Below are 26813 nucleotides of genomic sequence, written 5' to 3'. Positions count from 1 at the left end.
CCGGCGAGGGGCCACAACGTTTGAGGGTAAGAGCGCAAAAGCAAAGGGCCGCACCAACGATGAAGAAGGTGCGGCCCCAAGGATTTCAGCTTACGTGCGGTTTAGCTCTCGCGCTTGCCTGCGAACTTTTCCTGCCACTCTTCGCGCTCTTCATCAGAGACTTTGCGGAAGGTCACATCTGGCACTGTGAAGGCGTGACCGGCGGCGAGGGTGTCCAGCGCTGCAGCCACATCTTCGGGCCAGCTTGTGTCCTCAGTCTGCATCGCCGCCATCAGTTGGGCTGAGGCATCTGGGATGAAGGGCGCAGACACAACAGCGTAGAGGCGGATCAGATTGAGCGCGAGGCGAATTTGCGCTGCGGCTTTCTCAGGATCTTCCTTGAAGGTGGACCAAGGTGCAGCCGTTTGCAGGTACTCGTTGCCCGCAACCCAGATCGCGCGCAGTTCCTGGGCGGATTTGCGCACTTCCATGTCCGCCATATGGCCCTCATAGGCGCGCAGACGGGTGGTGAGTTCGTTGATTAGAGCAGTCTCGGTTTCGCCGAGTTCGCCACCGGCAGGGATCTCTTCGCCAAATTTGGAGCGGCAGAATTTGGTGACGCGGCTGACGAAGTTGCCGAGCACGTCCGCGAGGTCTTTGTTCACCGACTGCTGGAAGTTCTCCCAGGTGAATTCGCTGTCAGAGCTTTCCGGCGCATGGCTCAGCAGCCACCAGCGCCAGTAGTCGGACGGCAGGATTTCCAACGCCTGATCCATGAAGACACCGCGCCCACGTGAGGTTGAGAACTGGCCGCCGTCATAGTTCAAATAGTTGAATGACTTGATGTAATCCACGGCCTTCCATGGCTCCTCAGAACCGAGGATGGTGGCTGGGAATGACAGGGTGTGGAACGGCACGTTATCCTTGCCCATGAACTGGGTGTAGGTCACATCCTCTGCGCCTTTGTCGGTGCGCCACCAGCGTTCCCAATCGTCGCCCTTACCGGCGTCGACCCATTCCTGTGCGCAGGCGATGTATTCGATGGGGGCGTCAAACCAGACGTAGAAGACTTTGCCTTCCATGCCGGGCCAGTCTTCGCCGCCTTTCTTAACGGGCACACCCCAGTCCAGATCACGGGTTATGCCGCGGTCTTGCAGGCCATCGCCGTCGTTCAGCCATTTGTTGGCAATCGAGGTGGTCAGCACTGGCCAGTCGGTCTTGCTGTCAATCCAGGCCTGCAGCTTGTCGCGCATTTGCGACTGACAGAGGAAGAGGTGTTTGGTCTCCCGCTCTTCCAGATCGGTGGAGCCGGAAATGGTGGAATAAGGGTTGATCAGATCGGTTGGGTCGAGCTGCTTTGTGCAGTTGTCACACTGATCGCCGCGCGCGCTGTCAAAGCCGCAGTTGGGGCAGGTGCCCTCAATATAGCGGTCCGGCAGGAAGCGCCCGTCCGCGTTGGAATAGACCATCTTTTCAGTGACTTCACGGATCAAGCCCATGTCGGCAAGTCGGCCTGCGAAGTGCTGGGTCAGCGCATGGTTCTGCGGGCTGGACGAGCGGCCGTAGTGGTCAAAGCTGAGGCGGAACCCTTCGGCGATTTTGGTTTGAACCTCATGCATTTCGGCGCAGTAATCTGCGACGTCTTTGCCCGCCTTGGCAGCCGCGAGTTCAGCCGGGGTGCCGTGCTCGTCGGTGGCGCAAAGGAACAGAACTTCATGGCCGCGCGCGCGCATGTAGCGGGCAAACAGATCGGCAGGCAGCTGGCTGCCAACGAGGTTGCCGAGGTGTTTGATGCCGTTGATATACGGCAAGGCCGAGGTGATCAGATGGCGCGCCATTTTGGGTGTCCCTTAACTGTTTCGACCCCAATTAGCTCAAAGGGCGGAGCAATTCCACAGGGGAAATCGCACGTCGGTAACACGTCGGTATTGCATCTGTATCGCGGTGGTATCGCGGGAGTGCATTGTCGGTGCATTTTGGGGAGGTTTTTTGCGCCTCAATTGTTGGTTTCGTCAGACTTGGTTGGCTGTTCGCGCTGCCGCTTGGTGATGCGCCCAACGGTGAACGATGTGCGGGGGGCATATACGTAGCGCGTGCGATCAGCGACGGTTGGGCGGGCGAGCATCCGGGCGAGGCCAAAGACGATCAGGAGCAGATGGCCTGCGGCGATCATGATGAAAAGTGCGGAGGGGCCAAAGCGCTCAATCAGGCCAGAGGCAAAGAGCGGTGTGCCAATGGCGCCAACGGCAAAGAAAAACATCAGCGCGGCAGAAAGCTCGACCCGTTCCTCAGACGTGGCGAAGTCATTGGCGTGGGCGGCGGCCACCGAATAGATCGGGAAGGAGGTAAAGCCGAAGAAGCCTGCGTTCAGCATGACCATGGCGGTGCTGCCTCCGCCGAGGGTTACTGTGGTGGCGCAGCTGAGTACGGCGGCAGCAGAGAGCCAGATCAGCACCCAGCGGCGGTCATATTTGTCCGCAAGCCAGCCCACGGGATATTGCGCAATCGCGCCGCCAAGCACAAAGGCGGCCAGAAACCATGCGATCTGGCTGACCTGCAGGCCGACCTCGGTGCCATAAACCGGGCCGACCATACGGAAAGAGGCGGAGCTGAGTGCGGCGACAATCACGCCCGCCACGGCGAGGGGTGAGCGCTCATAGGCGAGCTTGGGGCGCAGGCGCGGGGCCGCAGGGGTTTTGGGTTGTGGCGAGGTTGTGAGGGTGATCGGCAGTAGGGCGACACAGCATAGCAAGGCTAGCAGATTGTAGGAGACATATGAAGCAGGCTCCAAAACGCTGATCACCAGCTGCGCGGCGAGGGAGGCGACCATATCCACCACGCGGTAGGTGCCCATGGCGCGGCCGCGGGTTTCATTGGTGACTTTGGATTGCAGCCAAGCCTCCACCACGGTGAAACAGCCTGCCACACAGAGGCCGGATGCGATCCGCATGATCGCCCAGGCGGTGGGGTCAACAATGATGAAATGGCCCAGAAGGCCCATGGCCCCAAGCGCGGTGAAAGTGGCAAAGGCGCGGGAATGCCCGACGCTGCCCATGAGGCGCGGCGACCACCAGCAACCGATAAAAAAGCCGAGGAAGTGGGCCGAGCCCAAAAGGCCGATTTGTTCGGTGGAGAAGCCAAGCGCGATGCCTGAGAGCGCATCCAATGGCCCCACGCCGCCGGAGCTGAGCTGCAAAAGGATGACGGAGAGGAAGAGGGCCGAGAAGGTCAGGATCATACGCATGAGGGCAGAATGCCGCAAAGCGTTGGGAATGCTAGGGGAAAGTAGAGGCTGGCCTACTCTGTTCTAAATTTAGTGTGGCTGCTTGATGGTGAAGGCACGTTAAAGTAGTTTCAAGAAAGGTAACACTTCGAAGTGAGATCAATGACGCGCCGTATCTACCTAATTTTAGCCGCATTGCTGCTTTGCCCCGTCTCAGCGGTATCCCAAATGCACCCGGATCAGGGGTATACCGATCTGAAAAAGGGAACAATTTTCTTATACGAACGAAGTGATAAGGGGGATTTTTTGTTGCGCTTTGAGCGTATCCAAAACGGGCTGCACGAGTTTCAGGCACATCGAGTCGATGGCAATAAGTCAACTTATGAACGAACTATTTTTAGAAACTCCAGAGGTCAAACGGTTCGTATAGAATGGCCGAATGGCAAACAGGTGAGATACGAACCTCATGACTGTAGATACGTGGTGGGCGAGTGCAGTTATGTCTTTTATGACAGAAAGGGTGTTCCGGGAGAGTATCGGTCTTCAGGAAGTTGGTCTGGTGCAACCTACCGGCAAGTTACAGAGATTCTGAGGGGCGCGAAATATGCGCCTTTCTCCGACGTTCGTTTCAAGTTTGATAAAAACGGGTTGGAAGTTAGTCGGAATATTCGGCAAGGCAAAACACGCGGGAAAATTAAGTTGAAGAGATTCCTTCCTCCCGAGTAGCTCTAAGCAATTAAATCTGCTTAGCTGCATTCATTGGTACATTTCATCCATCCATCGATCCATAAGTGTACCAATTAATATTTAGCTCATTAGTCATGCAAAATTCGGCGGTATGAGATTAGCTTGTCTTAAGCGCCGCACTTGTCTGAACCGAATACCCAATCCTTTGCAGCTGCGGCCCAAGCGGGCTGCTTTTGCGCCAGATCATGCCGATTTTGCGGTTGGGCTCGACGCCTTTGAAACGCGCGACGGTGACCTCTGCGGAAGGGGTTTCGACCGGGACCGCCATTTCCGGGATCAGGGTCACGCCCAAACCTGCGCCGACCATTTGCACCAAGGTCGAGAGCGAGGAGCCGTCCAGCCCTTCATGGGCGCGGGCAGTGGGCATGCCGCAGAACGACAGCGCTTGGTCGCGGAAGCAATGGCCCTCTTCCAAAAGAAGCAGACGTTCGCGCTCCAGATTTTCCGGTGCCGGGACAGGGGCGTCGGCCTCGGACTTGGGGCGCACCAAGACGAAATTTTCCGACAGAAGCGGCATTTCCTCAAAGGTCGGTTCTGAGACGGGCAGGGCGACAATCGCGGTGTCGATGCGGCCCTGACGCAGCTCCTCAATCAGCGTGGCGGTCATGGTTTCGCGTACGTGCAACGTGAGATCGGGGAAATCGGTCTTCAGCCGACGCAGCAGATTGGGCAGCAAATAGGGCGCGATGGTGGGGATCACCCCAAGCCGCAAGCGCCCCACCAGACCGGATTGCGCCATCCGCGCCATTTCGCCGATTTCCTCCACGCTGCGCAGCACGTTCCGGGCACGTTCTGCCATGTCTTCCCCAAAAGGCGTGAGGCGGATCTGGCGGCTGGAGCGCTCAAACAGGGGGAGGCCAAGATCCTCCTCCAACTCTTTGATTTGCAGGGACAAAGCCGGTTGGGAGATGGCGCAGGCATCAGCCGCGCGGCCGAAGTGGCGGTGCAGGGCAAGGGCTTCGAAGTAGCGCAATTGGCGGAGCGTGAGATTTGTCATTTGTTTTACTTATTAAACCGATTGGAAAATGCAACTTCTTTAAATGCCCGCCCTGGGCGTAGACTGCCTTCAGAGAATCGAAAAACCCATCTATCCGACAGGAGACCGATATGGACGGAGATATGAAAACAGGTGGTTGCCCGGTGATGCATGGCGCCACCAGCAACAAGACACGTGGCAACCGCGACTGGTGGCCAAACCAGCTTAACCTGCGGATTTTGCACCAGAACTCTGCCAAATCTGACCCGATGGGCACCGCGTTTGATTATGCGGAAGAATTTAAGAAACTGGATTATAAGGCGCTGAAGGCAGATCTGACGGCGCTGATGACAGACAGTCAGGACTGGTGGCCTGCGGACTATGGTCACTATGGCGGTCTGTTTATCCGTATGGCGTGGCACTCTGCCGGGACCTACCGGACCGCGGACGGCCGTGGCGGTGGCGGCACCGGGCAGCAGCGTTTTGCGCCGCTGAACTCCTGGCCTGACAATGGCAACCTCGACAAGGCGCGTCGCCTGTTGTGGCCGATCAAGCAGAAATACGGCAACCAGATCAGCTGGGCGGACCTCTATATCCTCGCGGGCAACGTGGCGATTGAGAGCATGGGTGGCACCACCTTCGGCTTTGCCGGAGGCCGTGCAGATGTTTGGGAGCCGGAAGAGGACGTTTATTGGGGTGCGGAAGCGGAATGGCTTGCGAGCTCTGAAGCGGACAACTCCCGCTACTCAGGTGAGCGTGATCTGGAGAACCCGCTGGCTGCAGTGCAGATGGGGCTGATCTATGTGAACCCGGAAGGCCCGGACGGGCAGCCGGACGTGCTGGCCTCTGGTCGTGACATTCGCGAGACCTTTGCGCGGATGGCGATGAACGATGAGGAGACCGTGGCGCTGGTGGCTGGTGGTCACACCTTCGGTAAGGCGCATGGCGCTGGCGACCCTGAGCTGGTTGGCCCGGAGCCGGAAGCGGCCCCGATCGAAGCCATGGGCTTTGGCTGGATCAACAAGCATGGCAGCGGCAAGGGCGGCGACACCACCACCTCCGGCATCGAAGGCGCGTGGACAGCAAACCCGATCCAGTGGGACAACGGTTACTTTGATCTGCTGTTTGGCTATGAGTGGAACCTGACCAAGAGCCCGGCGGGTGCGTGGATCTGGGAGCCAATCGACGTCAAAGAAGAAGACATGGCGCCAGCGGCCCATGACGCGAGCCTGAAGGTGAAGACCATGATGACCACTGCCGATATGGCGATGCGTCTGGATCCGATCTATGGCCCGATCTCCAAACGGTTCCACGAGAACCCGGAAGAGTTCGCCGATGCCTTTGCGCGCGCCTGGTTCAAGCTGACCCACCGCGATATGGGCCCACGTGCCCGGTATCTGGGGGAAGAAGTGCCAGCCGAAGAGCTGATCTGGCAGGATGTGGTTCCGGCCAGCGAAACCGACCTGTCTGACGATGATGTGGCTGCACTGAAGGCAGCTGTGATCGGCTCCGGTCTGTCGGTGAGCGATCTGGTGAAAACCGCCTGGGCCTCTGCCTCTACCTTCCGTGGCAGCGACATGCGCGGCGGGGCCAATGGCGCCCGTGTGCGTCTGGCGCCGCAGAAAGACTGGGCGGCCAATGAGCCAGAAGAGCTGGCGCGCGTTCTGGACAAGCTGGAAGAGGTCAAAGCCGGCTTTGGCAAGCCTGTCAGCACAGCAGATTTGATCGTGATCGCGGGTGCCGCGGCAGTGGAGAAGGCTGCTCTGGATGCAGGGCATGACGTCTCCGTGCCGGTCTCCCTGGGTCGTGGGGATGCGACCCAGGAGATGACCGACGTGGAAAGCGTTGGTATGCTGGAGCCACAGGCAGACGGGTTCCGCAACTATCAGCGGGCGCAGTTCGCGATCTCTCCGGAAGAGCTGCTTGTGGACAAAGCACAGCTGCTGACCCTGACTGCGCCGGAAATGACCGCATTGGTCGGTGGCCTGCGTGTGCTGGGTGCCAACCACGGCGGCAGCCAGCACGGTGTCTTCACCGACCGCGTTGGCCAGCTCAGCAACGACTTCTTTGTGAACGTGCTGGACATGGGCACCGAGTGGTCTGAAGGCGAAGACGGCGTCTATGAAGGTAAAGACCGCGCCAGCGGCGATGTGAAATGGACTGCCACCCGTGTGGATCTGGTGTTCGGCTCCAACTCACAACTGCGCGCAGTGGCTGAGGTCTATGGCCAGAGCGACGGTGAGGCCAAGCTGGTCAGTGACTTCGTCGCGGCTTGGACCAAAGTCATGAACGCGGATCGCTTTGATCTGAAGTGATCTGAGCGGATAAGAGATGAGAGAGGCGCAGCTTAGGCTGCGCCTTTTTTTGTTTGGGGTTCGTGATCATGTATTTCCGGCAAGCGTGATCAGGTGCCGACGCAGGCTTTCCTTGCCATCCGAACCGATAGCCTCACCTATCTCGGTTTCTATTCTTCGAATTTGCTCTGCCGCGATTGTGCGCCACCGGTGTCCCTTGGGCGTGATGGAAACGAGCTTGTCGCGTTTGCTATGGGGATCAGGCTCGACTGTGATCATACCGTGACCGATCAGACGCTCCACGGCTTGCTGCGCTGCCTGCCGCGAAAAGCCCATCTCGCGGTGTATTGTCGACAGTTTTACGGTGCGCCCCCGCAGTCGCGCAAAAACCCGAATGTCTGCCGGGCGCACATCTGCAAACTCTGTCTCTGCGCGTGCCTCATCCATTTCAGCATTCCAGCGCGCGATCAGCGTCATCATCATGCCTTTGATGTTTTGCCCGAGAAAGGCATGGTCTTTTTTATCAATCACGGTTGACAAATCACTTCTTGCTACTTCTATATCAATCATAGTTGACGTTCTTTGGGGGATTCAATGGATCGTAGAACTTTCTTGAAGTCCACTGGAGCAGGAATGCTTCTTACTGGTGGTGGCCTCGGCTGGGCCCAGCCTGCGATGCGTCCACTTCCACTCATCCCTTTGACAGATTTAACGGGCGGGATCGAAGATCGAGTTTCTCTCTCTCTGGGCTTAGGTCGTCATGATTTTGGAACCGGGACTGCGAGTGACACCTTTGGGATCAATAACGCCTACCTCGGTCCCGTTCTGAGGGTGAAGCAAGGCCAGACGCTTCCTGTTGATGTCGCCAATAATATTGGTGATACCTCGACAATTCACTGGCATGGGCTACACATTCCCGGAGATGTCGATGGCGGACCTCATCAGGAGATCGCGCCCGATGCTGTTTGGTCGCCGAATGTGCCGATTGTCCAGCAAGCCTCAATGAACTGGTTTCATTCGCATATGCACGGCAAGACGGCCCGTCAGACATACAATGGTCTGGCGGGTGTTCTGCTGGTCGAAGATGACGCGAGCCTGTCAGCAGACCTGCCCAAGACCTACGGCGTGGATGATTTCACACTGGTCCTGCAGGACAAGATGTTCGATGCGAATGGGCGTATGACCTATGAACTGTCCGCAGCCGTCTTTGAGGACGGCTTTGAAGGGGACACGTTGGTGATAAACGGAGCCATCGCCCCTGTTGGTCAGAATGTACCTACGGGTCTTGTCCGACTGCGCATTCTGAACGCCTGCAATGCACGGTTTCTCAGACTTTCGATGGAAGCCGGGCCAATCACTGTGATTGCATCAGATGGCGGGTTTCTTGCGGCTCCGGTTGCGACTGAGAGCATTTTGATGTCGCCGGGCGAACGTTATGAAGTGTTGGTCGATATGAAGGCGTTTGAAACGAACACCTTGAACGTGAACCTGAATGGGGACGGCGGTGGTTTCTTTGAAAACCTCTTTGGCGGAGGTCAAACCGTTCCGGCTCTGTCGCTTACCCGCACCGCAGACAAAGGGTTTGATGGGGCGATGCCGACGCAATTGGCCATTCTTGAACCACCAAAGCCAGAGGATGCCACTGTTACGCGCTCTTTCCAGCTAGAAATGGATGTCGGAGCCGACTTGGCGGCGCTCGCTCTGGCGTGGGACAATTTTTGCGGCGATGCGGGCGCAATGGCAATCAACGGCCAGCCAATGAAAATGGATCGGATCGACGAAGAGGTGCGCAAAGGCGATGCCGAGATTTGGCGTATCTCGGTGGATGACCAATTACACCCATTTCACATACATGGGTGTTCTTTCCGCATCCTCAGTCAAAACGGTGCCCCGGCGCCAGCATATGCCGCTGGTTGGAAGGACATGGTTCACGTGGAAGAAGGCTTGTCGGAGGTTCTGGTCCGGTTTGACTATGAGGCCACAAAGGACGCGCCTTATATGTATCATTGCCACATCCTTGAACATGAAGACTGCGGAATGATGGGGCAGTTCACGGTCGGGTAGATGCTGGTTGTGCCAAACACATAAAACCGTGGGTAACCCCTACAATCTGACAAAGCTTCAGCGTGCGGTTTGCACCAAATGTTGCAGGCAGCCTTGCAGGGCTGCGGCGTCGTCGGTAATGACGCTGAGCGGGATGGTGGCTGGGGCGACGATGCCGGGGCCTTCGGAGTCCAGTGTCTCTACAAACAGCGGTAGGGCGCGGCTGCGGAGCACGCCTCGGGCGGCGCTGCCGGCGAAGACGATGCCGTCACGTGGCAGGTATTGGTGGATCAGGGCGCGGGTGAGATAGGCCAGCGCCTTGGTGAAGAGCTCTACTGTGACTGTCGCGGCTTCGTCGTTTGCCTCATAGGCGGCGATGATGCTGCCACCGTCCAGCGTTGCGCCGGTCAGAAGGCTGTGCAGGCGTTCAAGACCGGGGCCGCAAAAGAGGTCTTCGACGGTTTTGAGGGGCGCGGCCTCTGCACCCAAAGCGTCTTGCATCAGCTGGCCAATGCTGTGGGGCACTTCGGCGTGACCGAGCTCGGCTTCAATCACCAGCGTGTCGCCATGGCGGGTCTGTTTGGTGAGACTTACGTTAAAGCCCGTGCCAAGACCCGTGACCAAGGACTGACCATTGGTGGGGGCGACGCGGGTGCCAAAGATATGCTCAGGCGTGAAGCGGGGCAGGGCGTAGCCAAGGGCGGCGAGGTCGTTGATCAGCTCGGCACGTGCCGCGCCGGATTGTACGCCAAAGCCTGCGGCAGAGAGTGCCCAATCGCGGTTGGTAAGGCTGCCCTCGCCCGCTTGCACGGGGCCAGCGATGGCGATGCAGATGCCATCAAGGTGGCCGGTCTTCTGGGTCGCAAGGAAATGCGCGAGGACAGCGTCAAAGCTGTCAAAGTCGTCATTGCGGGCGCGCAGTATCGTTTCCTGATGCACGCCTTCCGGTCCGGCCAGTGCCAGACGGGTGTTGGTGCCTCCGATATCGCCGACAAGGTAGGTCATGCGCCCGCAACTTTCTTGGTTCATCTGTTTTGGTTCGTTTAGCGAATTTATTCAGCCCTGAACAGGGACGCCTTCAGGACGTTTGCCCAGAATGATCATGCCGAGGAGGTCATCGTCGGTGACGTCTTTCACATCCACCGTGCCGACGAGTTGGCCGTTTTTCATCACAGAGGCGCGGTCACAGAGCTCCATGACATCGTGGATGTCGTGGCTGATCAGGAAGATACCGATGCCTTCGGCCTTAAGCTGCTGGATCAGCTCAGACACCATCTGGGTCTCATGCGGGCCAAGCGCGGCGGTGGGTTCGTCCATGATCAGGATCTTGGCGTCAAAATAAACCGCGCGGGCAATGGCAACCGATTGGCGCTGACCACCCGAAAGGGCAGAAACAGGCTCGGAGAACTTCTGGAAGTTCGGGTTGAGCTTGCCCATGATCTTGCGGGTTTCGGCCTCCATCGCGTCGTCATCCACGGTGCCAAAGGCGGTGGTGAGCTCACGCCCCAAGAACAGGTTGGAGGCAGCATCGAGGTTATCGGCCAGCGCAAGGGTCTGGTAGATGGTCTCGATGTTGTATTTGCGCGCATCACGCGGGTTGTGGATCTCTGCCTTTTCACCGTTGATGTAGATCTCGCCGCCGTCAGCTTGGTAGGCGCCAGACAGGATCTTGATCAGGGTGGATTTGCCTGCGCCGTTGTGGCCCAGAAGACCAACCACTTCGCCGGGGTGCAGATCAACAGAGACATGGTCGACCGCTTTGATCCCACCAAAGGAGATGTGGATGTCGCGCATGTCTACGAGAGGGGGTTGCTTGTCCATAATAGAACTCCTTATGCGCCGGTTACGCGCCAGTACGGCGGCGGTAGACGATGTCGACATAGACGGCGAAGACCAGAACGATGCCCACAACGATGTTTTGCAGCGGGGCGTCCACACCCACGGAAGCCATGCCCGATTGCAGGGATTGCATGATCAGGGCGCCGATGACAGCACCGTAGATGGTGCCTGCGCCGCCTGCCAGGGCTGTGCCGCCGATCACGGCTGCTGCGATCACGCGCAGTTCGTCCAGTGTGCCGAGGCCCACGTCTACCGCGTTCAGGCGTGCCGAGGCGATGATGGAAGCGATGCCGGTCAGTGCGCCCATGAGCGCAAAGATTTTCACGGTCAGCAGGCGCGTGTTGATGCCGGACAATTCCGCCGCCTCTGGATTGCCGCCGGTGGCGTAGACATAGCGGCCAAAGCGGGTGCGGGTGGCGACGATGGTCATCACAATCGCAACGCCCAGTAGGATCACAACAGGGATGGCAACACCGTGGTTCCAGACCAGACCCTCGGTGTATTCGATACCTTGCGCTTCGGTCATGCGGCGCATGGCGCCTTTGGGGATTGGGTAGCTGTTCATGATCCAGACAAAGCACATGATCAGACCGGCCGCGATCGCGATGAGGACGCCTTCGGCCCAGACCGGCTTTACCGTGAAGCCATGGCTCGCCTTGTTGCGGCGGCTCATCAGCATGAGGGCGACGGCGACAACGGATGCAAAGATGCCAAACCCCCAGCTGAGCGTTTCGCCCAGAGTGCCTTCTGCGCCGCCGCCAAGGAGGCGGAAGGTCGGATCAAGCGGGGCTTGGGTCTGGCCTTTGGTGACCCACCACATGGCACCGCGATAGACGAGGAAGCCACCCAGTGTCACGATGAAGGCCGGCACGGTGAGGTAGCCGATGATCCAGCCCTGAAACGCGCCGAGCAGCGCCCCCATGAACACAGCGGCAAACACAGCGATGATCCAGATCGACCAATGGCCGAGGCCAACAATCTGAGGCAACCATTGCACCTGAAGCGCGGCGACGGTCATGCCGATGAAGCCCAGCATCGAGCCGACGGACAGGTCGATGTTGCGGGTCACGATCACGAAGACCATGCCGGTGGCCATAACGGCGACAGAGGCGGTTTGGACCGAGACGTTGAAGAAGTTACGTGGAGACAGGAAGCGGCCATCGGTGAAGATGCCGAAAACAACCCAGATCACCACAAGCGCGCCGATCATGCCAAGCAGGCGGACATCCAGCCCAAGCTTGTCGATCAGGTTTTTGGCTTGTTTTTGCATTGTGCGTTACCTTTTTGAGCGCCGGAATTTGGGTGTACAGGGCCAGCCTGTGCGACCCGGGCCGCGACAGCAAAGTCTTTTGCAGTTGTGTGGGGGTGGGGAGTGAGGTGTGCCCCCCTGACGGATCAGGAGGGCAAAGTATCAGATCAGTTGCAGGCGGCGTTGGAAGAGCCTGCGCAGAGCACGTCTTTGGCAATCCAGCCCGCGTCCAGAACAACGTTCAGGTTGTCAGCGGTGACAGGCACCGGTGCCAGGAACATGGAGGTCATTGTGGTGCCGCCCGGGGATGTCCAGTCGGAAGCACCGTCAACCGCCTCGCCTTTGGCCAGAGACACAGCGATCTCACCAGCCGCTGCGCCAAGTGCGCGTGCGTCTTTCCAGACAGACACGGTCTGGGTGCCGGTGGCAACGCGGTTCAGAGCTGCGTGGTCACCGTCCTGGCCGGAAACCGGAATGCCTTCCATGCCTTGAGCGGTCAGAGCAGCCACAACACCACCGGCGGTGCCGTCGTTAGAAGCCACAACCGCGTCCACTTTGTTGTCCACGGAGGTCAGGATCTGCTCCATGTTGCGCTGTGCGTTGGCTGGAACCCAGCCGTCAGTGTAGGCTTCGCCAACGATCTTGATGTCGCCGGAGTCAATTGCTGCCTGCAGCACTTCCTGCTGACCGCCGCGCAGGAAGTCTGCGTTTGGATCGGTTGGGGAGCCTTTAATCATCACGTAGTTGCCCTTTGGCATCGCTTCGAGCACGGCGCGGGCCTGCATGCGGCCAACTTCAACGTTGTCAAAGGTCAGGTAGAAAGCGCGGCTGTCTTCGATCAGGCGGTCATAGGCAACGACAGGGATCTCTTCGTCCGCTGCGGCCTGCACGGCTGGGCCAACAGAGGAGGCGTCCTGTGCAAGGATGATCAGCGCGTCTGCGCCCTGAGCAATCAGGCTTTCGATGTCAGACAGCTGCTTGGCAGAGGAGCTCTGCGCATCGGCGGAAATATACTTGGCGCCAGCTGCGTCCAACGCGCTTTTGATGGCGGCTTCGTCGGTTTTCCAGCGCTCTTCCTGAAAGTTGGACCAGCTCACGCCGATCACCAGATCTTCGGCAAACGCCGCTGTGCTCATAAAGGCGCCGGCGATGATGGCCGTCGCAGAAGCGAATAGTTTCATGGTTTCCTCCCAAAGGTTTTCCCCGGCGGTGGCCGATGTGAATCGGTTTTGCTCCGGGTTGACCCATTGTTAGCAAAATAAATTTGTAAATCAAATTAATTCAGCTAAGCTTGCATGAAGGCACAGAACGCCGCCATGGTGGTGGGCCAGTTCAGCGCAGTATTCCACTATGGAAGTGACGCGATGCCTGATGGGAGGGAGGTCCGTAAATGTCTGTTAATCAGAGGGAAATTGGTCGCCGTGTGCTGCTGGGAGAAATTCGCAGACATCAGCGCATCCCGCGGATCAACCTCAGTGAGATTACTGGCATTAGCAGAGCGACCGTGACCACGATCACTGCAGAGTTGTTGCGGGAAGGATTGATCGAAGAGGTTACCAGCGAATCTCCTGACAAGGATGCGCGCCGGGGACGGCCCAAAGTGGACCTCAAGATTCGCGGTGCGGCGCGATTGATTGCCGGGGCGAAGATCTCAAACCGGACGGTGTCTTTGGTGTTGCTGGATTTTGAAGGCAATCAGCTTGCCTCCCATGAGGCGGAACTTGAACATGCGATGCAACCCGCCAAAGATTTGGCGGACACTCTGGCTGAGCTGGTTGAAGCTCTGGCGCAAAAGATCGACAAATCGCTGACAGATGTCGCGGGGCTTGGGCTTGGCATCGCGGGCATTGTGGATGCGCCGCAGGGGTTCGTGCATTGGTCTCCGTCCTTAAGCGCGCGCAATGTGCAGTTTGGCGCGGTTCTGGAGACGGCGCTGGGCATTCCCGTCTTTCTGGACAACGATGCCAACCTTGTGGCGATGGCGGAGAAGAGCTTTGGCCTGGGGCAGGGGCATCGCGATTTTATTGTGGTCACCATCGAGAGCGGTGTGGGGATGGGGATCGTCATCAATGACGAGATCTACCGGGGCACACGTGGCTGTGGTGCGGAATTTGGCCACACGAAGGTGCAGCTTGAGGGCGCTTTGTGCCGCTGTGGGCAGCGAGGGTGCCTTGAGGCTTATGTTGCGGATTACGCGCTGATGCGTGAGGCGATGATTGCGACCGGTGAAATGGCCGAGCGGCAGGTGGTGGATATTCTGGCCTCCGCCAAGCAGGGCGATGAGGTGGCGGCCTCCATTGTGGAGCGCGCCGGGCGGATGTTTGCAATGGGGCTGGCCAATCTGGTGAACATTTTTGACCCGGAGCTGATCATCCTTGCCGGAGAGCAGATGCAATCCAGCCACCTTTACGCCGAAGAGGTGATTGATGCGATGCGTAAGTCGATTGTGCAAATCGACAAGGCGCCGCCGGAGGTGGTGATCCACAAATGGGGCAACCTGATGTGGGCACGAGGAGCGGCGGCCTATGCGCTTGAAAATGTTTCGGAAACCGCGTTGCAGGGGATGGCAGATCATGTTGGATAAGCTTGTGACGGGCTTGGCTGTGCTGGCGGCAAGTGGTGCTGGGGCAGAGGTGAAATTTGTGCCAGTCGATGTGTCGCCGCACAGCTATGATGGCGGCTGGGAATTTTTTGTCGGCGGGGGCGTGGCCGCCTTTGATTGTAATGGCGACGGACTGTCGGAGCTGGTGGCGGCGGGCGGGGCAAACCCACCTGTGCTGCTGCGTAATCGCAGTGACCTTGGTGGCGCTGTGGTGCTTGAAGCGACCTTGCCTGAGGCACTGAATATCACGGAGATCACCGGGTTTTATGCGCTCGATATCAATGGCGACGGGTGGCAGGATCTTGTGGCTCTGCGCGTCGGAGAGAACAAGCTGTTCAAAGGCGACCCTGAATGCAGTTTCACACCTATGGATGTGCCGGGCTTTGAGGGCGGCGATGCCTGGACCACGGCGTTTTCGGCCACTTGGGAAGGGGAGAACACGCTGCCCACGCTGGCGTTTGGCAATTATGTGGATCGGGAAAATCCGGATGGGCCGTTTGAGGCCTGTGATACAAACGATCTGTTCCGACCCGATGGTGAAGGCTACGCACACATTGCGTTAGAGCCGGGGTTTTGCCCACTGTCGATCCTGTTCTCAGATTGGGGGCGCAACGGGCGTGCTGATCTGCGGATGAGCAATGACAGGCACTATTATGTGCGCGGTGGGGCGGAGCAGCTTTGGGCGATGGAGGCCACACCACGGCTTTATGGGGAGGCGGACGGCTGGGCGACCCATATGCTTTGGGGCATGGGGATTGCGGAGCGCGATCTGGATTTTGATGGCGTGAGCGAAGTGTTTCTCTCCTCCATGGGCGATCAGCGCCTGATGCGGCGCACGGATGGGGCGCTGCCGACCTATGAAGATGTGCCCTATGCGCTGGGCACCTCGGCGCATCGGCCCTATGTGGGCGATGACGGGCGGCCCTCAACCGGTTGGCATATCGCCTTTGGGGATGTGACCAACGATGGGTTGGATGATGTGTTTATTGCCAAAGGCAATGTGGAGCAGATGCCGGATGCGGCGATGGAAGATCCCAACAACCTGTTGATCCAGCAGACAGATGGCAGCTTTGCCGAGCAGGGTGACGCGGCCGGGATCGCAACACTGGCGCGCAGTCGGGGCGCCGCTTTGGTGGATTTGAATGGCGACGGGTTGTTGGATCTGGCGGTGGTCAACCGTCGAGCGCCGTTGGAGGTGTATCAGAACGTCAGCGCAGCGGCGGGCAACTGGCTGTCGTTGAGCCTGCAGGATAATGGGCCAAATCGTGATGCAGTTGGCGCAGTGATCGAGCTGCAGGCCGGAGAGCGGGTTTATACCCGTGAGATTACAGTGGGCGGTGGCCATGCAGGCGGCGTGTCTGGCGCGGCGCATTTTGGGCTTGGCGCATCTGAGGCTGCTAAGGTGCGTGTGATCTGGCCGGACGGCACAGTGGGGTCTTGGCAGAAGGTGCCCCTCAATGGGCACTGGCAGATTGAGCGTGACGCTGGCCTGAGCGCTTGGCCAAAGAGCTGAATGGGGCGGTTTTCTCGATCAGTTGTCGAGCGGCAGACCTGAGGGGACCGATGTTGGCACGCCGAGGCGACCTTTGATGGCGTCATAGTCTGTGAGACTTTCGAGGAATGCGAGGATTTGGGCGACCTCTGCATCTGAAAGCGACACCGAAGGCAGATCGCTGGCTTGAGCGATTTGCGTGACTTCAGGCGCGTCGTTCATCAATTTGAAATCATTTGAGAATGCCCCATCAGAGAAGGTCGCCGCTGCAAGGGTGTAGGCGCTGAGCGAAGCTTCCGGGCTCAAGTGATGGCGGACGATACCTTCGAGGCTTGTGAAAGCCCCGTTGTGACCATAGGGGGCGGTTTGCGTGATGTTGCGCAGCGATGGCGTGCGGAAGCGATAGAAATCTTCGGCTGCACCGGTCACGCGACCGCGACCGACGTCGCGATTGTGGCGTTCAAATCGGGCAGCCTTGCCCGGGCCGATCTGCGGCAGGGCGATGGCGTGGAAGCCGTGATCGGTCTGGAATTGGCCGCTGTGACAGGTGCTGCACTGTGCCTTGCCGTAAAAAAGCGCCATGCCGGCGGTGGCATCCTCGGGGAGAGGCGTGCCATCGCGCAGATAGGCGTCGAAGGCGGAGGCATCTGCGCGCCATTCAAAGGCGATGAAGGCCGCCATGACATTGGCGATGTCGTGGAACTTGATTGGTTGCGCGCCAATGACGTCGTCAAATGCCGTGCGATAAGCGGGGATGGCCTCTACGCGTTTGGCCAGTATGTCCCAGGCACCTCCGGGGCCGGTGAGGCGACCGAGGCGGACAGCTTGAGAAACATCGTTTTCGGAGTAGTGCCCGGCCATTTCGTCGCCTGATAGCACGGGGAACATGGCTTGGGCGGCGAGCGCATTGTCAAAGCCCATTTCCATTTCGGCGCCCAGCGGGGTGCGGATGCCAGAGGGGCGGGTTGGGTCGTCTTCCAAGCGCCCGTCATGGAAGAAGACGTTAAATTCCGTAGCGCCGAGATTCCACAGTGCGGGGGCGTTGCGTGGGATGCGTTGCTCTGGAGGATTGTCCGGATTGATCTTGCGGTTGAGCCCAAGGCCGGTTGCGCCGTCGCCGAGCCCCAATGAGACCCCGTCAGAGGTGCCGAGATCTGGATGGTGGCAGGAGGCGCAGGAGACAGATTTGTTTCCTGACAGAATGGGATCATAGAAAAGAAGTTGGCCAAGTTTGACCTCCGCCATGTCCTGTTCCGGGAAGGCCGCATCTGCTTTGGGCAGCGGTGAAGCGTTTGCCAAAGCGGGCAAGATGGCGACGGTGCAGAACAGGAGATGGCGCATGGCTGGTCTTCCTTGGCTGTGTCTCTCCCCACCTCGTAGGGCAAGGTGAGGAGTGTGGTTAAATTTTATTTAAACAGCATCTTAGACGAAGCGGTTCACGTAGTTTTCAAGGATTTCCTGACGGCCTGATTTGGGCGCAGGGTTGATTTTACCGCTCATCACATCGGCGAATGTGCTGTCCAGATCACCGGCGAGCATGGCTTGGGCTGCATCGCTTTCCCAACCGGCGTAGCGTTCGTTGAGCGCTTGTTCCAAGCCGCCGTCCTCAATCATCGCTGCCGCCGCTTTCAGGCCACGGGCGCAGATATCCATGCCGCCCACATGGGCTGCGATGAGGTCTTCGGCATCAAGCGACTGGCGGCGTAGCTTGGCGTCAAAGTTGGTGCCGCCTGTGGTGAAACCGCCCGCTTTCAGGATGTGATAGTAGGACAGAGCCACCTCGGGCACGTTGTTGGGGAATTGGTCGGTGTCCCAGCCGGACTGGTAGTCGTTGCGGTTCATGTCGATTGAGCCCAGCACGCCAAGGGCGGCGGCGGTGGCGATTTCGTGTTCAAAGCTGTGACCGGCGAGGATCGCGTGACCTTGTTCTAGGTTCAGCTTCACCTCGTTTTCAAGACCGTATTTCTGCAGGAAACCATAGCAGGTGGCGGCGTCAAAATCATATTGGTGCTTGGACGGTTCCTGAGGTTTGGGTTCCACCAGAATGGCGCCCTCAAAGCCGATCTTGTGCTTGTAATCCACCACCATGTTGAGGAAGCGGCCCATGTGATCAAGCTCGCGCCCCATGTCGGTGTTGAGCAGGGTTTCATAACCTTCGCGGCCGCCCCAGAGCACGTAGTTTTCACCGCCCAGACGTTTGGTCGCGTCCATGCAGGTTTTCACGGTGGCGGCAGAATAGGCAAACACTTCCGGATCGGGGTTGGTCGATGCGCCTGACATCCAGCGGCGGTGGCTGAACATATTGGCGGTGCCCCAGAGCAGTTTGATTTTGCGTGTGCTCATCTTTTCTTCAAAGTAATCAATGATCTCTTCGAAGTTCTTCAGGCTTTCGGCAAAGCTGTCGCCTTCGGGGCGCACGTCTGCGTCGTGCCAGCAGAAGTAAGGCTGGCCGAGAATGTCAAACATCTCAAAGGCGGCATCTGCTTTGACTTTGGCCATGTCCATGCGGGTTTGCGGATGCCAGGGGCGCTCAAAGGTCTGGCCGCCAAACGGGTCGCCGCCCTCCCATGCAAAGGAGTGCCAATAGGCGATGGCAAAGCGCAGGTGATCCTCCATGCGTTTGCCCATAACAACCTCATCGGGGTTGTAGTGGTGGAAAGCCATTGGATTGGTGCTGTCGGCGCCCTCAAACTGGATGGGGGCGATGTCTTTGAAGAAGTCGGTCATTGTGTCAGGGCCTTTATGCCGGGGTAAGTTTCGACGAAGGCAGCGTAGGCCGCCTCGTAAGCGTCGCGCAGCTCAGTGCGCGGGGCGATCGTCGTTGCGATCTCGGGTTTGGTCATGATCTCTTCGGGTGCGGCGCCGGTGGTGGCGCAGATGGCAAGGCGGGCGGCCCCCAAGGCTGCGCCAAATTCGCCCGCTGCGGGCAGGGAAATCGGCAGGTTCAGAAGCGTGGCGATGAGTTCGACCCAATAAGGCGATTGTGCGCCGCCGCCGATGGCGATTAGGCTGTCGAGCTGTGCGCCCGTGGATTGGAGGGCCTCGTAGTTGTCACGCAGGGCAAAGGCCACGCCTTCGAGCACCGCTTGTGTAAGCGCTTCGGGGCCGGAATTTATGTCGATGTTGAGGAAGCCGCCGCGGATTTCGGCGTCGTTGTGCGGGGTGCGCTCGCCGGACAGGTAGGGCAGGAAGCGGATGTGGCCGGGGCCTGTGATGGTGTTGCCCAAGGCGCTGGTGAGGTCGGCGGGGCTTTGGCCCAGATTGCGGGCCAGCCAGTTGAGGCTGTCGGTGGCCGCAAGGATCACACCCATCTGATACCAGCGGCCCGGAATGGCGTGGCAGAAGGTATGCACAGCGCTTTCGGGTTTTGGCGCATAAGCGCCGCGCCCGGTGAGCAGCACGCCGGAGGTGCCAAGGGAGACAAAACCGTCCCCCTCGTTCAGCGCGCCAATGCCACAAGCGGCGGCGGCGTTGTCTCCGGCCCCGGCGGCAACAATCACACCTTTGGGCAGGCCAAGTTCTGCGGCGATGTCGTCGCGCACCGTACCGATGGCCTCAGAGCCTTCAAAAAGTTTGGGCATCTGATCGGCGTGCATGCCGGAAGCTGATAGCAGCGTATCTGACCAATCGCGCACGCCAACGTCGAGCCAGCTGGTGCCCGCGCTGTCGGACATGTCAGAGGCATAGATGCCGGTGAGCCAGAAGTTCAGATAGTCCTTTGGCAGGAGGACCTTGGCGGTTTTGGCAAATGTCTCAGGCTCATTGTCGGCGACCCAAGCAACTTTGGGGGCGGTGAAGCCTGGAAAGACGATGTTACCGGAGAGCGTGCGTATCTGATCAACGGCGTCCAGACGGGCGGCCTGATCGACAGAGCGGGTGTCGTTCCACATCATGCAGGGGCGCAGAGGCGCGCCGGTTTCGTCCAACAGGTTGGCGCCGTGCATGTGGCCTGAGACGCCGATACCTTTGATCGCGGCAACCTCATCAGGGAAATCGGCAGCCAGTTGGGCGAAGACCTCTTTGGCGGCGCGGGTCCAGTCAGATTGCGCCTGTTCGCTCCAGCCAGCATGGGGGCGGGCGGTGTCATAATGCGCCTCACGCGCGGCGATCACATTTTGGCTCGCGTCAACCAACAGCGCACGCAAGCCAGACGTGCCCAGATCCAATCCCACAAACATGGGGGTCCTCCCTAGGTCTCCTCGACTTAATTTTTGCGTCAAATTAAATTGGAGATCAAACAGAAAATTGCGGTCGGCGCACATTTCATGGGGTGTCGGTTCGTAGGGGCTGCCAAAATTCGAGGGGTTGTTGACCAATATCAATGTGTTGAGGGGCTTTGAGGCGCAAATTTCAAGCAAACGACATGTTCTGCTAAGTGGCCTTGACCTTCCACTTACTGGAACCTTTATATCCCTTAGTGGCGGGGGACGCCGACTCAGAAAAGACAGATCCATGCAAACACTGACCTTTCATCTTGACGGCCTGAACTGTGCTGCATGCGTTTCACGTGCTGAAAAGGCCTTGGCGAAGACTGAAGGGGTGCAATCTGCAGAAGTCAATTTGGCTAATGAGAGCGCACGTGTAGTGGTTATGGAAGGCGGCACCGAAGCGGTTTTGGGGGCCTTGAAGGACGCGGGTTATCCGGCGCGTGTTCGGTCGGTGACCTATGATGTGGCGGGTATGAGCTGCGCAGGCTGTGTGCGCCGGGCTGAGGCGGCTCTGTCCGAAACGCCGGGCGTGGTGGCGGCCAATGTGAACTTTGCCAGTGAAACTGCGACCGTTGAATATCTCGAAGGTGAGGCCACGCCAAGCGAGATTGCGGCACGCAGCACCAAGGCGGGCTATCCAGCGCGGCTGCAGGAAGAGTGTGGTGAGGAGGTCGATCACAAGGCTGACGAGGCGGCAAAGCTCAAGCGTGATGTGCTGATCGCTGCGGCGCTGGCGTTGCCGGTGTTTGTGACCGAAATGGGCGGGCATATGGTTCCGGTGTTGCATCATTGGTTGATGGCTCAAGTGGGGATGCAGGCGCTGTATTTGATGCAGTTAGTGCTGACGTCGGCTTTGCTGATCGGACCGGGGCGACAGTTCTACGCCAAAGGGTTTCCGGCGCTGATCAAAGGCGCGCCAGAGATGAACTCGCTGGTCGCTTTGGGCACCAGCGCGGCCTATCTCTTTTCCGTGGTCTCAACCTTTGCCCCCGGCTTGCTGCCTGTAGGCGCCGCGCATGTTTATTATGAGGCGGCAGCGGTGATTGTGGTGCTGATCCTTACTGGGCGCTGGATGGAAGCGCGGGCGAAGGGGCGCACGGGGGAGGCGATCCGGCAGTTGATGGGGCTTCAGCCGCGGGTGGCGCGGGTAGAGCGCAAGGGTACAGTGCAGGAGATTTCCATTGATGCCGTGGCTGTGGGAGATGTCTTGCATTTGCGGCCCGGCGAGCGCGTGGCCGTGGATGGGCGCGTGATTGACGGGCAGTCCTTTGTGGATGAAAGCATGCTGTCAGGCGAGCCGGTCCCGGTGGAAAAGACCGCCGGGGATGCGGTGATCGGTGGCACGATCAACGGTCAGGGCGCATTGCGCTATGAGGCCGAAAAGGTCGGGCGGGACACAATGCTGTCTCAGATCGTTGCGATGGTGCGCGAGGCGCAGGGTGCGAAGCTTCCCATTCAGGCGCGGGTGGACCGCGTGACAGCGGTGTTTGTGCCGGCTGTGATGGCTGTGGCGGCACTGACCTTTGGGATCTGGATGGTGGTGGGGCCGAGCCCGGCGTTCGGCCATGCGATTGTGGCGGCTGTGGCGGTGCTGATCATTGCTTGCCCTTGCGCCATGGGCCTGGCGACGCCGACCTCAATCATGGTGGGCACGGGCCGTGCAGCACAGCTGGGCGTGCTGTTTCGCAAAGGGGATGCGTTGCAGAGCCTTCGTGATTGCAATGTGGTGGCCTTTGACAAAACTGGCACGCTGACGATGGGCCAGCCGGAACTTACTGATGTGGCGTTGGCTGAAGGGTTTGAGGAAGCGGATGTACTGGCACTTGTTGCGGCGGCAGAGGCCTCCTCGGAACATCCTTTGGCGCAGGCTTTGGTGCGTGCGGCAGAGACGCGCGGGCTGGATGTGCCACGTGCCGCGCGTTTTGAAGCGCAGGTCGGCATGGGGATTTTTGCTGAGGTGTCTGGACGGTCTGTGCTGGTCGGTGCCGCACGGTACATGGCTCAGGAAGCGGTGTCCTTTGCGGCGTTTGGGACGCAGATTGAGGATCTTGCATCAGGTGGGAAAACACCGATCTGTGTGGCGATTGACGGGCGGGCTGCGGCGGTGCTGGCTGTGTCTGATCCGATCAAACCCGGTTCGGCAGCAGCTGTTCACGCGCTGCATGACATGGGCCTGAAGGTGGCGATGATCAGCGGTGACGCGCGTGGCACGGCAGAGGCTTTGGCCGTGCAGTTGGGGATTGATCATGTGGTGGCCGAAGTTCTTCCGGATGGGAAAGTGGCCGCTCTGGAAGAGCTGCGCGCGCGCTTGGGCAACGTGGCCTTTGTTGGGGATGGCATCAATGATGCGCCCGCATTGGCCAGCGCCGACGTCGGACTGGCAATCGGCACGGGTACGGATGTGGCCATGGAGGCGGCGGATGTGGTGCTGATGTCCGGCGATGTGAGCGGTGTGATCAACGCCTTTGAGGTCAGCCGCCGTGTGATCCGCAATATCGGGCAGAACCTGTTTTGGGCCTTTGGCTACAACGTAGCGTTGATCCCGGTGGCCGCAGGTATTCTGGTGCCCTTTGGCGGGCCTGCGTTGTCACCTATGCTCGGTGCAGGGGCAATGGCGCTGTCCAGTGTGTTCGTGCTGTCAAACGCGCTACGCTTGCGCCGTGTCGCGCCGGTTTTGCAGGAGGAGGGCGCATGAACATCGGGGAAGTTTCCAAACGCTCCGGGCTGCCCGCGAAGACGATCCGTTATTATGAGGACATCGGCTTTGTAACGCCGGGGCGTGGCGAGAATGGATACCGCAGCTTTTCAGAAACGGACCTGCACAAGCTTGCATTTCTGGGCCGGGCGCGGGGGCTTGGGTTTTCGATTGAGGACTGCAGGACGTTGTTGGCGCTCTATGAGGATCAAGGGCGGGCGAGTGCGGACGTGAAGCGGGTTGCGGAGCGGAATCTGACAGAGATTGATGCAAAGATCGCCGATTTGCAGGCCATGCGGGCGACGTTGAGCCATCTGGTGGAGAGGTGTGCAGGGGATGCACGACCGGATTGCCCGATCCTGGAGGATTTGGGGCGGGGCTAAGGCTCGGCGGGGACGGGTTTCTGAGCGGTGATTATTGATTTGTGCCGAGAATACCACTCGCAGCGCGTGTGGCTAGAAGTCCGCAGCGCTCGTTATGATTGGCATGCAGACAATCAATGACATTCATTTTTCGCTGCATAATCATTAAAAGCGTGAGCAAGCTCTTTTGCTTGCTTTTCTGTTTTCACACGAAACTGAAGCTGCGGAACAGCGACAACTTCCCCCGTCAAGAACGTTTCTGCGGATCGATCGCCACGACCTGCGAAGGTAGTAGTGGTTCGATAGCTTGCTGGCGTATCAATCGCTTCAACTGCTTCAGTAAATCGGAAAAAGTCAGGCGCGTCTCCGTGAGGTTTGAGAGTTTGGGAGCCTTCACCTGTCGAGACTACTTCGGCCATCACACGGAAAAAAATTCTGCCACCGTCTGTTTCGAATGTTTCCCTGACAATTTGATCGCCAGAAAAGAACCGTTTCAGTTTTTCGCCGCCTGCATCGATGACTTGGCGGGCTTGCTCTAGCATTCGTTCGTCAACTTTACTCCGGCCAATGCGCAAGCCAAAACTCTTTGGTCCCGCCGTAAAATGAACTGTATTAAAATCATAGTTCCGCAAATCTGCTTGAAGAACCATTCGCGTTAAAGCAATCGGAGAGTTCTCTTGTCCAGTGCTTTCGACCGTCATCGAAAGGTTACATCCGTCTAACGAAACAACTCCATCCAGCCCAATCACTTCACTCAAATTACTGCTTAGCTGGTCTTCGGTCGAAGTTGAAAAGACTGAAAAAAGTATCCCTGCCGCTACTACCGCAAAGACGACTAAAGCAATAATTCTCTTCACCTAGAAATCCTCTAACGCTTGCTTGAGAGACACTTGGAAATCACAGTCCGGAATGAGAAACAAGCGAACTTTCAGAACCTTTAAGGGGTTTCTAGTTGCGGTTTTTTTCACCTTCAGGTTGATCGGCGTATTTACCCAAAAAATCTAGAATTGGCACGGTAACCAAGGCAAGCGCAGACTCGTCGGTGAAATCGGTTAGAAGGCTGCCTCAAAGAGAGACAGCCTTCCAATCACTTAAGCCAGATCTTTGTAAGACACTTCTTTGGCGTCCACACCTTCGCCCACCTTGTCGCGGCGCACGAGCAGGCGGTTCAGGGCGTGGATGTAGGCTTTGGCGGAGGCCACAACCGTGTCGGTGTTGGCCGACTGGCCGGTCGCGATCACGCCGCCTTCTTCCAGACGCACAGAGACCGTGGCCTGTGCGTCGGTGCCTTCTGTCACAGCGCTCACCTGATAAAGCTGCAGGCGGGCGGTGTTGGGGTGGATTTTGCGGATCGCCTTGAAGGTCGCATCCACCGGGCCGTCACCTTCGCAGGTCGCGGTGACGTCTGCGCCGTCCACTTCCATCTCGACGGTGGATTCTGCCGGACCACCTGTGCCGCAGACCACTTTCATGGAGACGAGCTGTAGATGATCATTTTCGGCATCTTCGCCGCCACCGGCGCGCACAAGCGCCACGATGTCGTCGTCAAACACCTCTTTCTTACGGTCGGCCAGTTCTTTGAAGCGCACAAAAATGTCTTTGAGCTGGTTGTCGCCCACTTCAAAGCCGAGCTGTTCCAGCTTGTCGCGCAGCGCGGCGCGGCCGGAGTGTTTGCCCAGAGGCAGGGAGGTGCCGGAGAGGCCCACGTCTTCCGGGCGCATGATTTCGAAGGTCTCTTTGTTCTTCAGCATGCCATCCTGGTGGATGCCAGACTCATGCGCGAAGGCGTTTTTGCCGACGATGGCTTTGTTGAACTGCACCGGGAAGCCGGAAACGGTTGCCACGCGGCGAGAGATGTTCATGAGCTTGGTGGTGTCGATGCCTGTGGTCCAAGGCATGATGTCGTTGCGCACTTTCAGCGCCATCACGACTTCTTCCAACGCGGTGTTGCCTGCGCGCTCGCCCAGACCGTTGATGGTGCATTCGATCTGACGCGCGCCACCCGCCACAGCGGCCAGCGAGTTGGCGGTGGCCATGCCGAGGTCGTTGTGGCAGTGGGTTGCGAAGATCACATCATCCGCGCCGGGCACAGTTTCGATCAGTTTCTTGATCAGATCAGCGCTTTCCATCGGGGCGGTGTAGCCCACGGTATCTGGGATATTGATGGTGGTGGCACCGGCTTTGATGGCGATTTCGATCACGCGGCAGAGATAGTCCCACTCGGTCCGGGTGGCATCCATCGGGGACCACTGGACGTTCTCACAGAGATTGCGGGCGTGGCTGACGGTCTCGTGGATCTTGTCAGCCATCTCATCCATGGTGAGGTTGGGAATGGCGCGGTGCAGAGGGGATGTGCCGATGAAGGTGTGGATGCGGTTTTTCTCCGCATGTTTCACGGCTTCCCAGCAGCGGTCGATGTCTGCGATGTTGGCGCGTGCAAGACCGCAGATGCGGGAGTTTTTGGCGCGCTTGGCAATCTCGGAAACAGCGGCGAAATCGCCTTCAGAAGCGATCGGGAAACCGGCTTCGATGATGTCCACCCCCATGTCATCCAGCATCTCGGCGATTTCGAGCTTTTCGTCATGGGTCATGGTGGCGCCGGGGCTTTGCTCGCCGTCGCGCAGGGTGGTGTCAAAAATAACAACGCGGTTGTCGGACATGGGTTTGGTTCCTGTTTAGATATGCGGGGGGAAGACTGCAGTATTGGTGCGGCCTCCGAAATTGGAAATGCCTTGCGGCGCAACAGTGCATGGGCCCCAAGAGCTTGAAAAATATGGCTGTTTTTCAAAGAAACTGGATGTTTGCATAGGGTTTCCTAGAGGCCTGTCAGTGTCGGGTTGCCGTTGGGCGGTTCAGGGCACTGCGCGTTTGGTTTGAATCTCTTGTTTGCGGCTTATTCCATAGGGGAAACGCAAAAGTCGATTCTGTTTGTACTCATAAAAAACGCGAGGTGCTTTAGACATTCGGCGCGGACATCTCTCCTCTGAGCACGCGCGCCGACACGGTCACGCTCAGAGGCGGACTAGGAGTAGGTCTAGGCCACGCGCAAACGGCGCCGGAAGGCGTGCGGATGTTGCGATATGGGCCAAACGTGTCATGACGCA

Annotated in this window: 20 protein-coding genes; 7 read left to right on the top strand and 13 right to left on the bottom strand. The window is 58.6% G+C overall.

The features are described from left to right. Window positions 1-101: 101 nt before the first annotated feature. Together metG and J7412_RS14250 are read right to left on the bottom strand one after the other, a co-directional pair. Complete coding sequence (gene metG / locus J7412_RS14255; RefSeq protein WP_209079256.1) at window positions 102-1817, bottom strand: methionine--tRNA ligase; 1716 nt, start codon at window positions 1815-1817, stop codon at window positions 102-104. Between the two features lie 158 nt (window positions 1818-1975). Next, the gene (locus tag J7412_RS14250) at window positions 1976-3223 is read right to left on the bottom strand and encodes an MFS transporter (RefSeq protein ID WP_209079255.1); all 1248 of its coding nucleotides are present in this window, start codon (window positions 3221-3223) and stop codon (window positions 1976-1978) included. 141 nt (window positions 3224-3364) lie between these two features. On the opposite strand from J7412_RS14250, the gene J7412_RS14245 reads away from it, so the two are divergent. Further along, window positions 3365-3928, top strand: coding sequence for a hypothetical protein (locus J7412_RS14245; protein ID WP_209079254.1), 564 nt, complete (start codon window positions 3365-3367; stop codon window positions 3926-3928). Window positions 3929-4046: 118 nt separating this feature from the next. On the opposite strand, the gene J7412_RS14240 is transcribed toward J7412_RS14245, so the two are convergent. Then, window positions 4047-4946, bottom strand: coding sequence for a hydrogen peroxide-inducible genes activator (locus J7412_RS14240; protein ID WP_209063405.1), 900 nt, complete (start codon window positions 4944-4946; stop codon window positions 4047-4049). A gap of 110 nt (window positions 4947-5056) precedes the next feature. Between J7412_RS14240 and katG the strand changes: the two genes are divergently transcribed. Continuing rightward, the gene (katG, locus tag J7412_RS14235; protein WP_209079253.1) at window positions 5057-7240 is read left to right on the top strand and encodes a catalase/peroxidase HPI; all 2184 of its coding nucleotides are present in this window, start codon (window positions 5057-5059) and stop codon (window positions 7238-7240) included. A gap of 66 nt (window positions 7241-7306) precedes the next feature. On the opposite strand, the gene J7412_RS14230 is transcribed toward katG, so the two are convergent. Further along, entirely contained in the window at window positions 7307-7750 is a 444-nt protein-coding gene (locus J7412_RS14230; RefSeq protein WP_209079252.1) for a MarR family transcriptional regulator, read from the bottom strand. A gap of 63 nt (window positions 7751-7813) precedes the next feature. Here J7412_RS14230 and J7412_RS14225 point away from each other — a divergent pair, with 63 nt between their 5' ends. Beyond that, window positions 7814-9283: a multicopper oxidase domain-containing protein gene (locus J7412_RS14225; RefSeq protein ID WP_209079251.1), complete on the top strand. Its 1470-nt coding sequence runs from the start codon at window positions 7814-7816 to the stop codon at window positions 9281-9283. Between the two features lie 57 nt (window positions 9284-9340). Here J7412_RS14225 and J7412_RS14220 read toward each other — a convergent pair whose 3' ends face one another. The 4 genes from J7412_RS14220 to xylF all read right to left on the bottom strand — a co-directional run bounded on the left by J7412_RS14220 (window position 9341) and on the right by xylF (window position 13531). Continuing rightward, window positions 9341-10267 (bottom strand): ROK family protein, encoded by a 927-nt coding sequence (locus J7412_RS14220; protein ID WP_209079250.1) that lies wholly within the window; start codon window positions 10265-10267, stop codon window positions 9341-9343. A gap of 51 nt (window positions 10268-10318) precedes the next feature. Continuing rightward, the gene (locus J7412_RS14215) at window positions 10319-11083 is read right to left on the bottom strand and encodes an ATP-binding cassette domain-containing protein (RefSeq protein ID WP_209079249.1); all 765 of its coding nucleotides are present in this window, start codon (window positions 11081-11083) and stop codon (window positions 10319-10321) included. Between the two features lie 22 nt (window positions 11084-11105). Further along, entirely contained in the window at window positions 11106-12371 is a 1266-nt protein-coding gene (locus tag J7412_RS14210; RefSeq protein ID WP_209079248.1) for a sugar ABC transporter permease, read from the bottom strand. Window positions 12372-12517: 146 nt separating this feature from the next. Further along, entirely contained in the window at window positions 12518-13531 is a 1014-nt protein-coding gene (gene xylF / locus J7412_RS14205) for a D-xylose ABC transporter substrate-binding protein (RefSeq protein WP_209079247.1), read from the bottom strand. Between the two features lie 209 nt (window positions 13532-13740). On the opposite strand from xylF, the gene J7412_RS14200 reads away from it, so the two are divergent. Together J7412_RS14200 and J7412_RS14195 are read left to right on the top strand one after the other, a co-directional pair. Continuing rightward, a complete protein-coding gene (locus J7412_RS14200) occupies window positions 13741-14934 on the top strand; it encodes an ROK family transcriptional regulator (protein WP_209079246.1) in 1194 nt (397 codons plus the stop codon). After that, window positions 14924-16465 (top strand): CRTAC1 family protein, encoded by a 1542-nt coding sequence (locus tag J7412_RS14195; protein WP_209079245.1) that lies wholly within the window; start codon window positions 14924-14926, stop codon window positions 16463-16465. Before J7412_RS14200 ends, J7412_RS14195 begins: the two co-directional genes overlap by 11 nt. A gap of 18 nt (window positions 16466-16483) precedes the next feature. On the opposite strand, the gene J7412_RS14190 is transcribed toward J7412_RS14195, so the two are convergent. The 3 genes from J7412_RS14190 to xylB all read right to left on the bottom strand — a co-directional run bounded on the left by J7412_RS14190 (window position 16484) and on the right by xylB (window position 20622). Next, on the bottom strand, window positions 16484-17785 hold the full coding sequence (locus tag J7412_RS14190; protein WP_209079244.1) for a cytochrome c peroxidase: 1302 nt from the start codon (window positions 17783-17785) through the stop codon (window positions 16484-16486). Between the two features lie 81 nt (window positions 17786-17866). Further along, window positions 17867-19171 carry a xylose isomerase gene (xylA, locus tag J7412_RS14185; RefSeq protein ID WP_209079243.1) on the bottom strand — a complete coding sequence of 435 codons (1305 nt, stop codon included), beginning with the start codon at window positions 19169-19171 and terminating at the stop codon, window positions 17867-17869. Further along, the gene (xylB, locus tag J7412_RS14180; RefSeq protein WP_209079242.1) at window positions 19168-20622 is read right to left on the bottom strand and encodes a xylulokinase; all 1455 of its coding nucleotides are present in this window, start codon (window positions 20620-20622) and stop codon (window positions 19168-19170) included. The genes xylA and xylB overlap by 4 nt, the downstream gene beginning before the upstream one ends. 274 nt (window positions 20623-20896) lie before the next feature. On the opposite strand from xylB, the gene J7412_RS14175 reads away from it, so the two are divergent. Both J7412_RS14175 and cueR read left to right on the top strand, forming a co-directional pair. Continuing rightward, window positions 20897-23347, top strand: coding sequence for a heavy metal translocating P-type ATPase (locus tag J7412_RS14175; RefSeq protein WP_209079241.1), 2451 nt, complete (start codon window positions 20897-20899; stop codon window positions 23345-23347). Further along, window positions 23344-23730, top strand: coding sequence for a Cu(I)-responsive transcriptional regulator (cueR, locus tag J7412_RS14170; protein ID WP_209079240.1), 387 nt, complete (start codon window positions 23344-23346; stop codon window positions 23728-23730). Before J7412_RS14175 ends, cueR begins: the two co-directional genes overlap by 4 nt. A 113-nt stretch (window positions 23731-23843) precedes the next feature. Here the strand turns inward: cueR and J7412_RS14165 are convergent, their stop codons facing one another. Together J7412_RS14165 and J7412_RS14160 are read right to left on the bottom strand one after the other, a co-directional pair. Beyond that, window positions 23844-24566: a hypothetical protein gene (locus tag J7412_RS14165; RefSeq protein WP_209079239.1), complete on the bottom strand. Its 723-nt coding sequence runs from the start codon at window positions 24564-24566 to the stop codon at window positions 23844-23846. Between the two features lie 234 nt (window positions 24567-24800). After that, a complete protein-coding gene (locus J7412_RS14160; RefSeq protein WP_209079238.1) occupies window positions 24801-26369 on the bottom strand; it encodes a 2-isopropylmalate synthase in 1569 nt (522 codons plus the stop codon). Window positions 26370-26813: the final 444 nt, after the last annotated feature.

This window comes from Shimia sp. R9_3, from assembly GCF_017743755.1.
In the GTDB taxonomy this organism is placed as follows: Bacteria; Pseudomonadota; Alphaproteobacteria; order Rhodobacterales; family Rhodobacteraceae; genus Shimia.
This window is presented reverse-complemented; position numbering and strand designations above follow the sequence as displayed.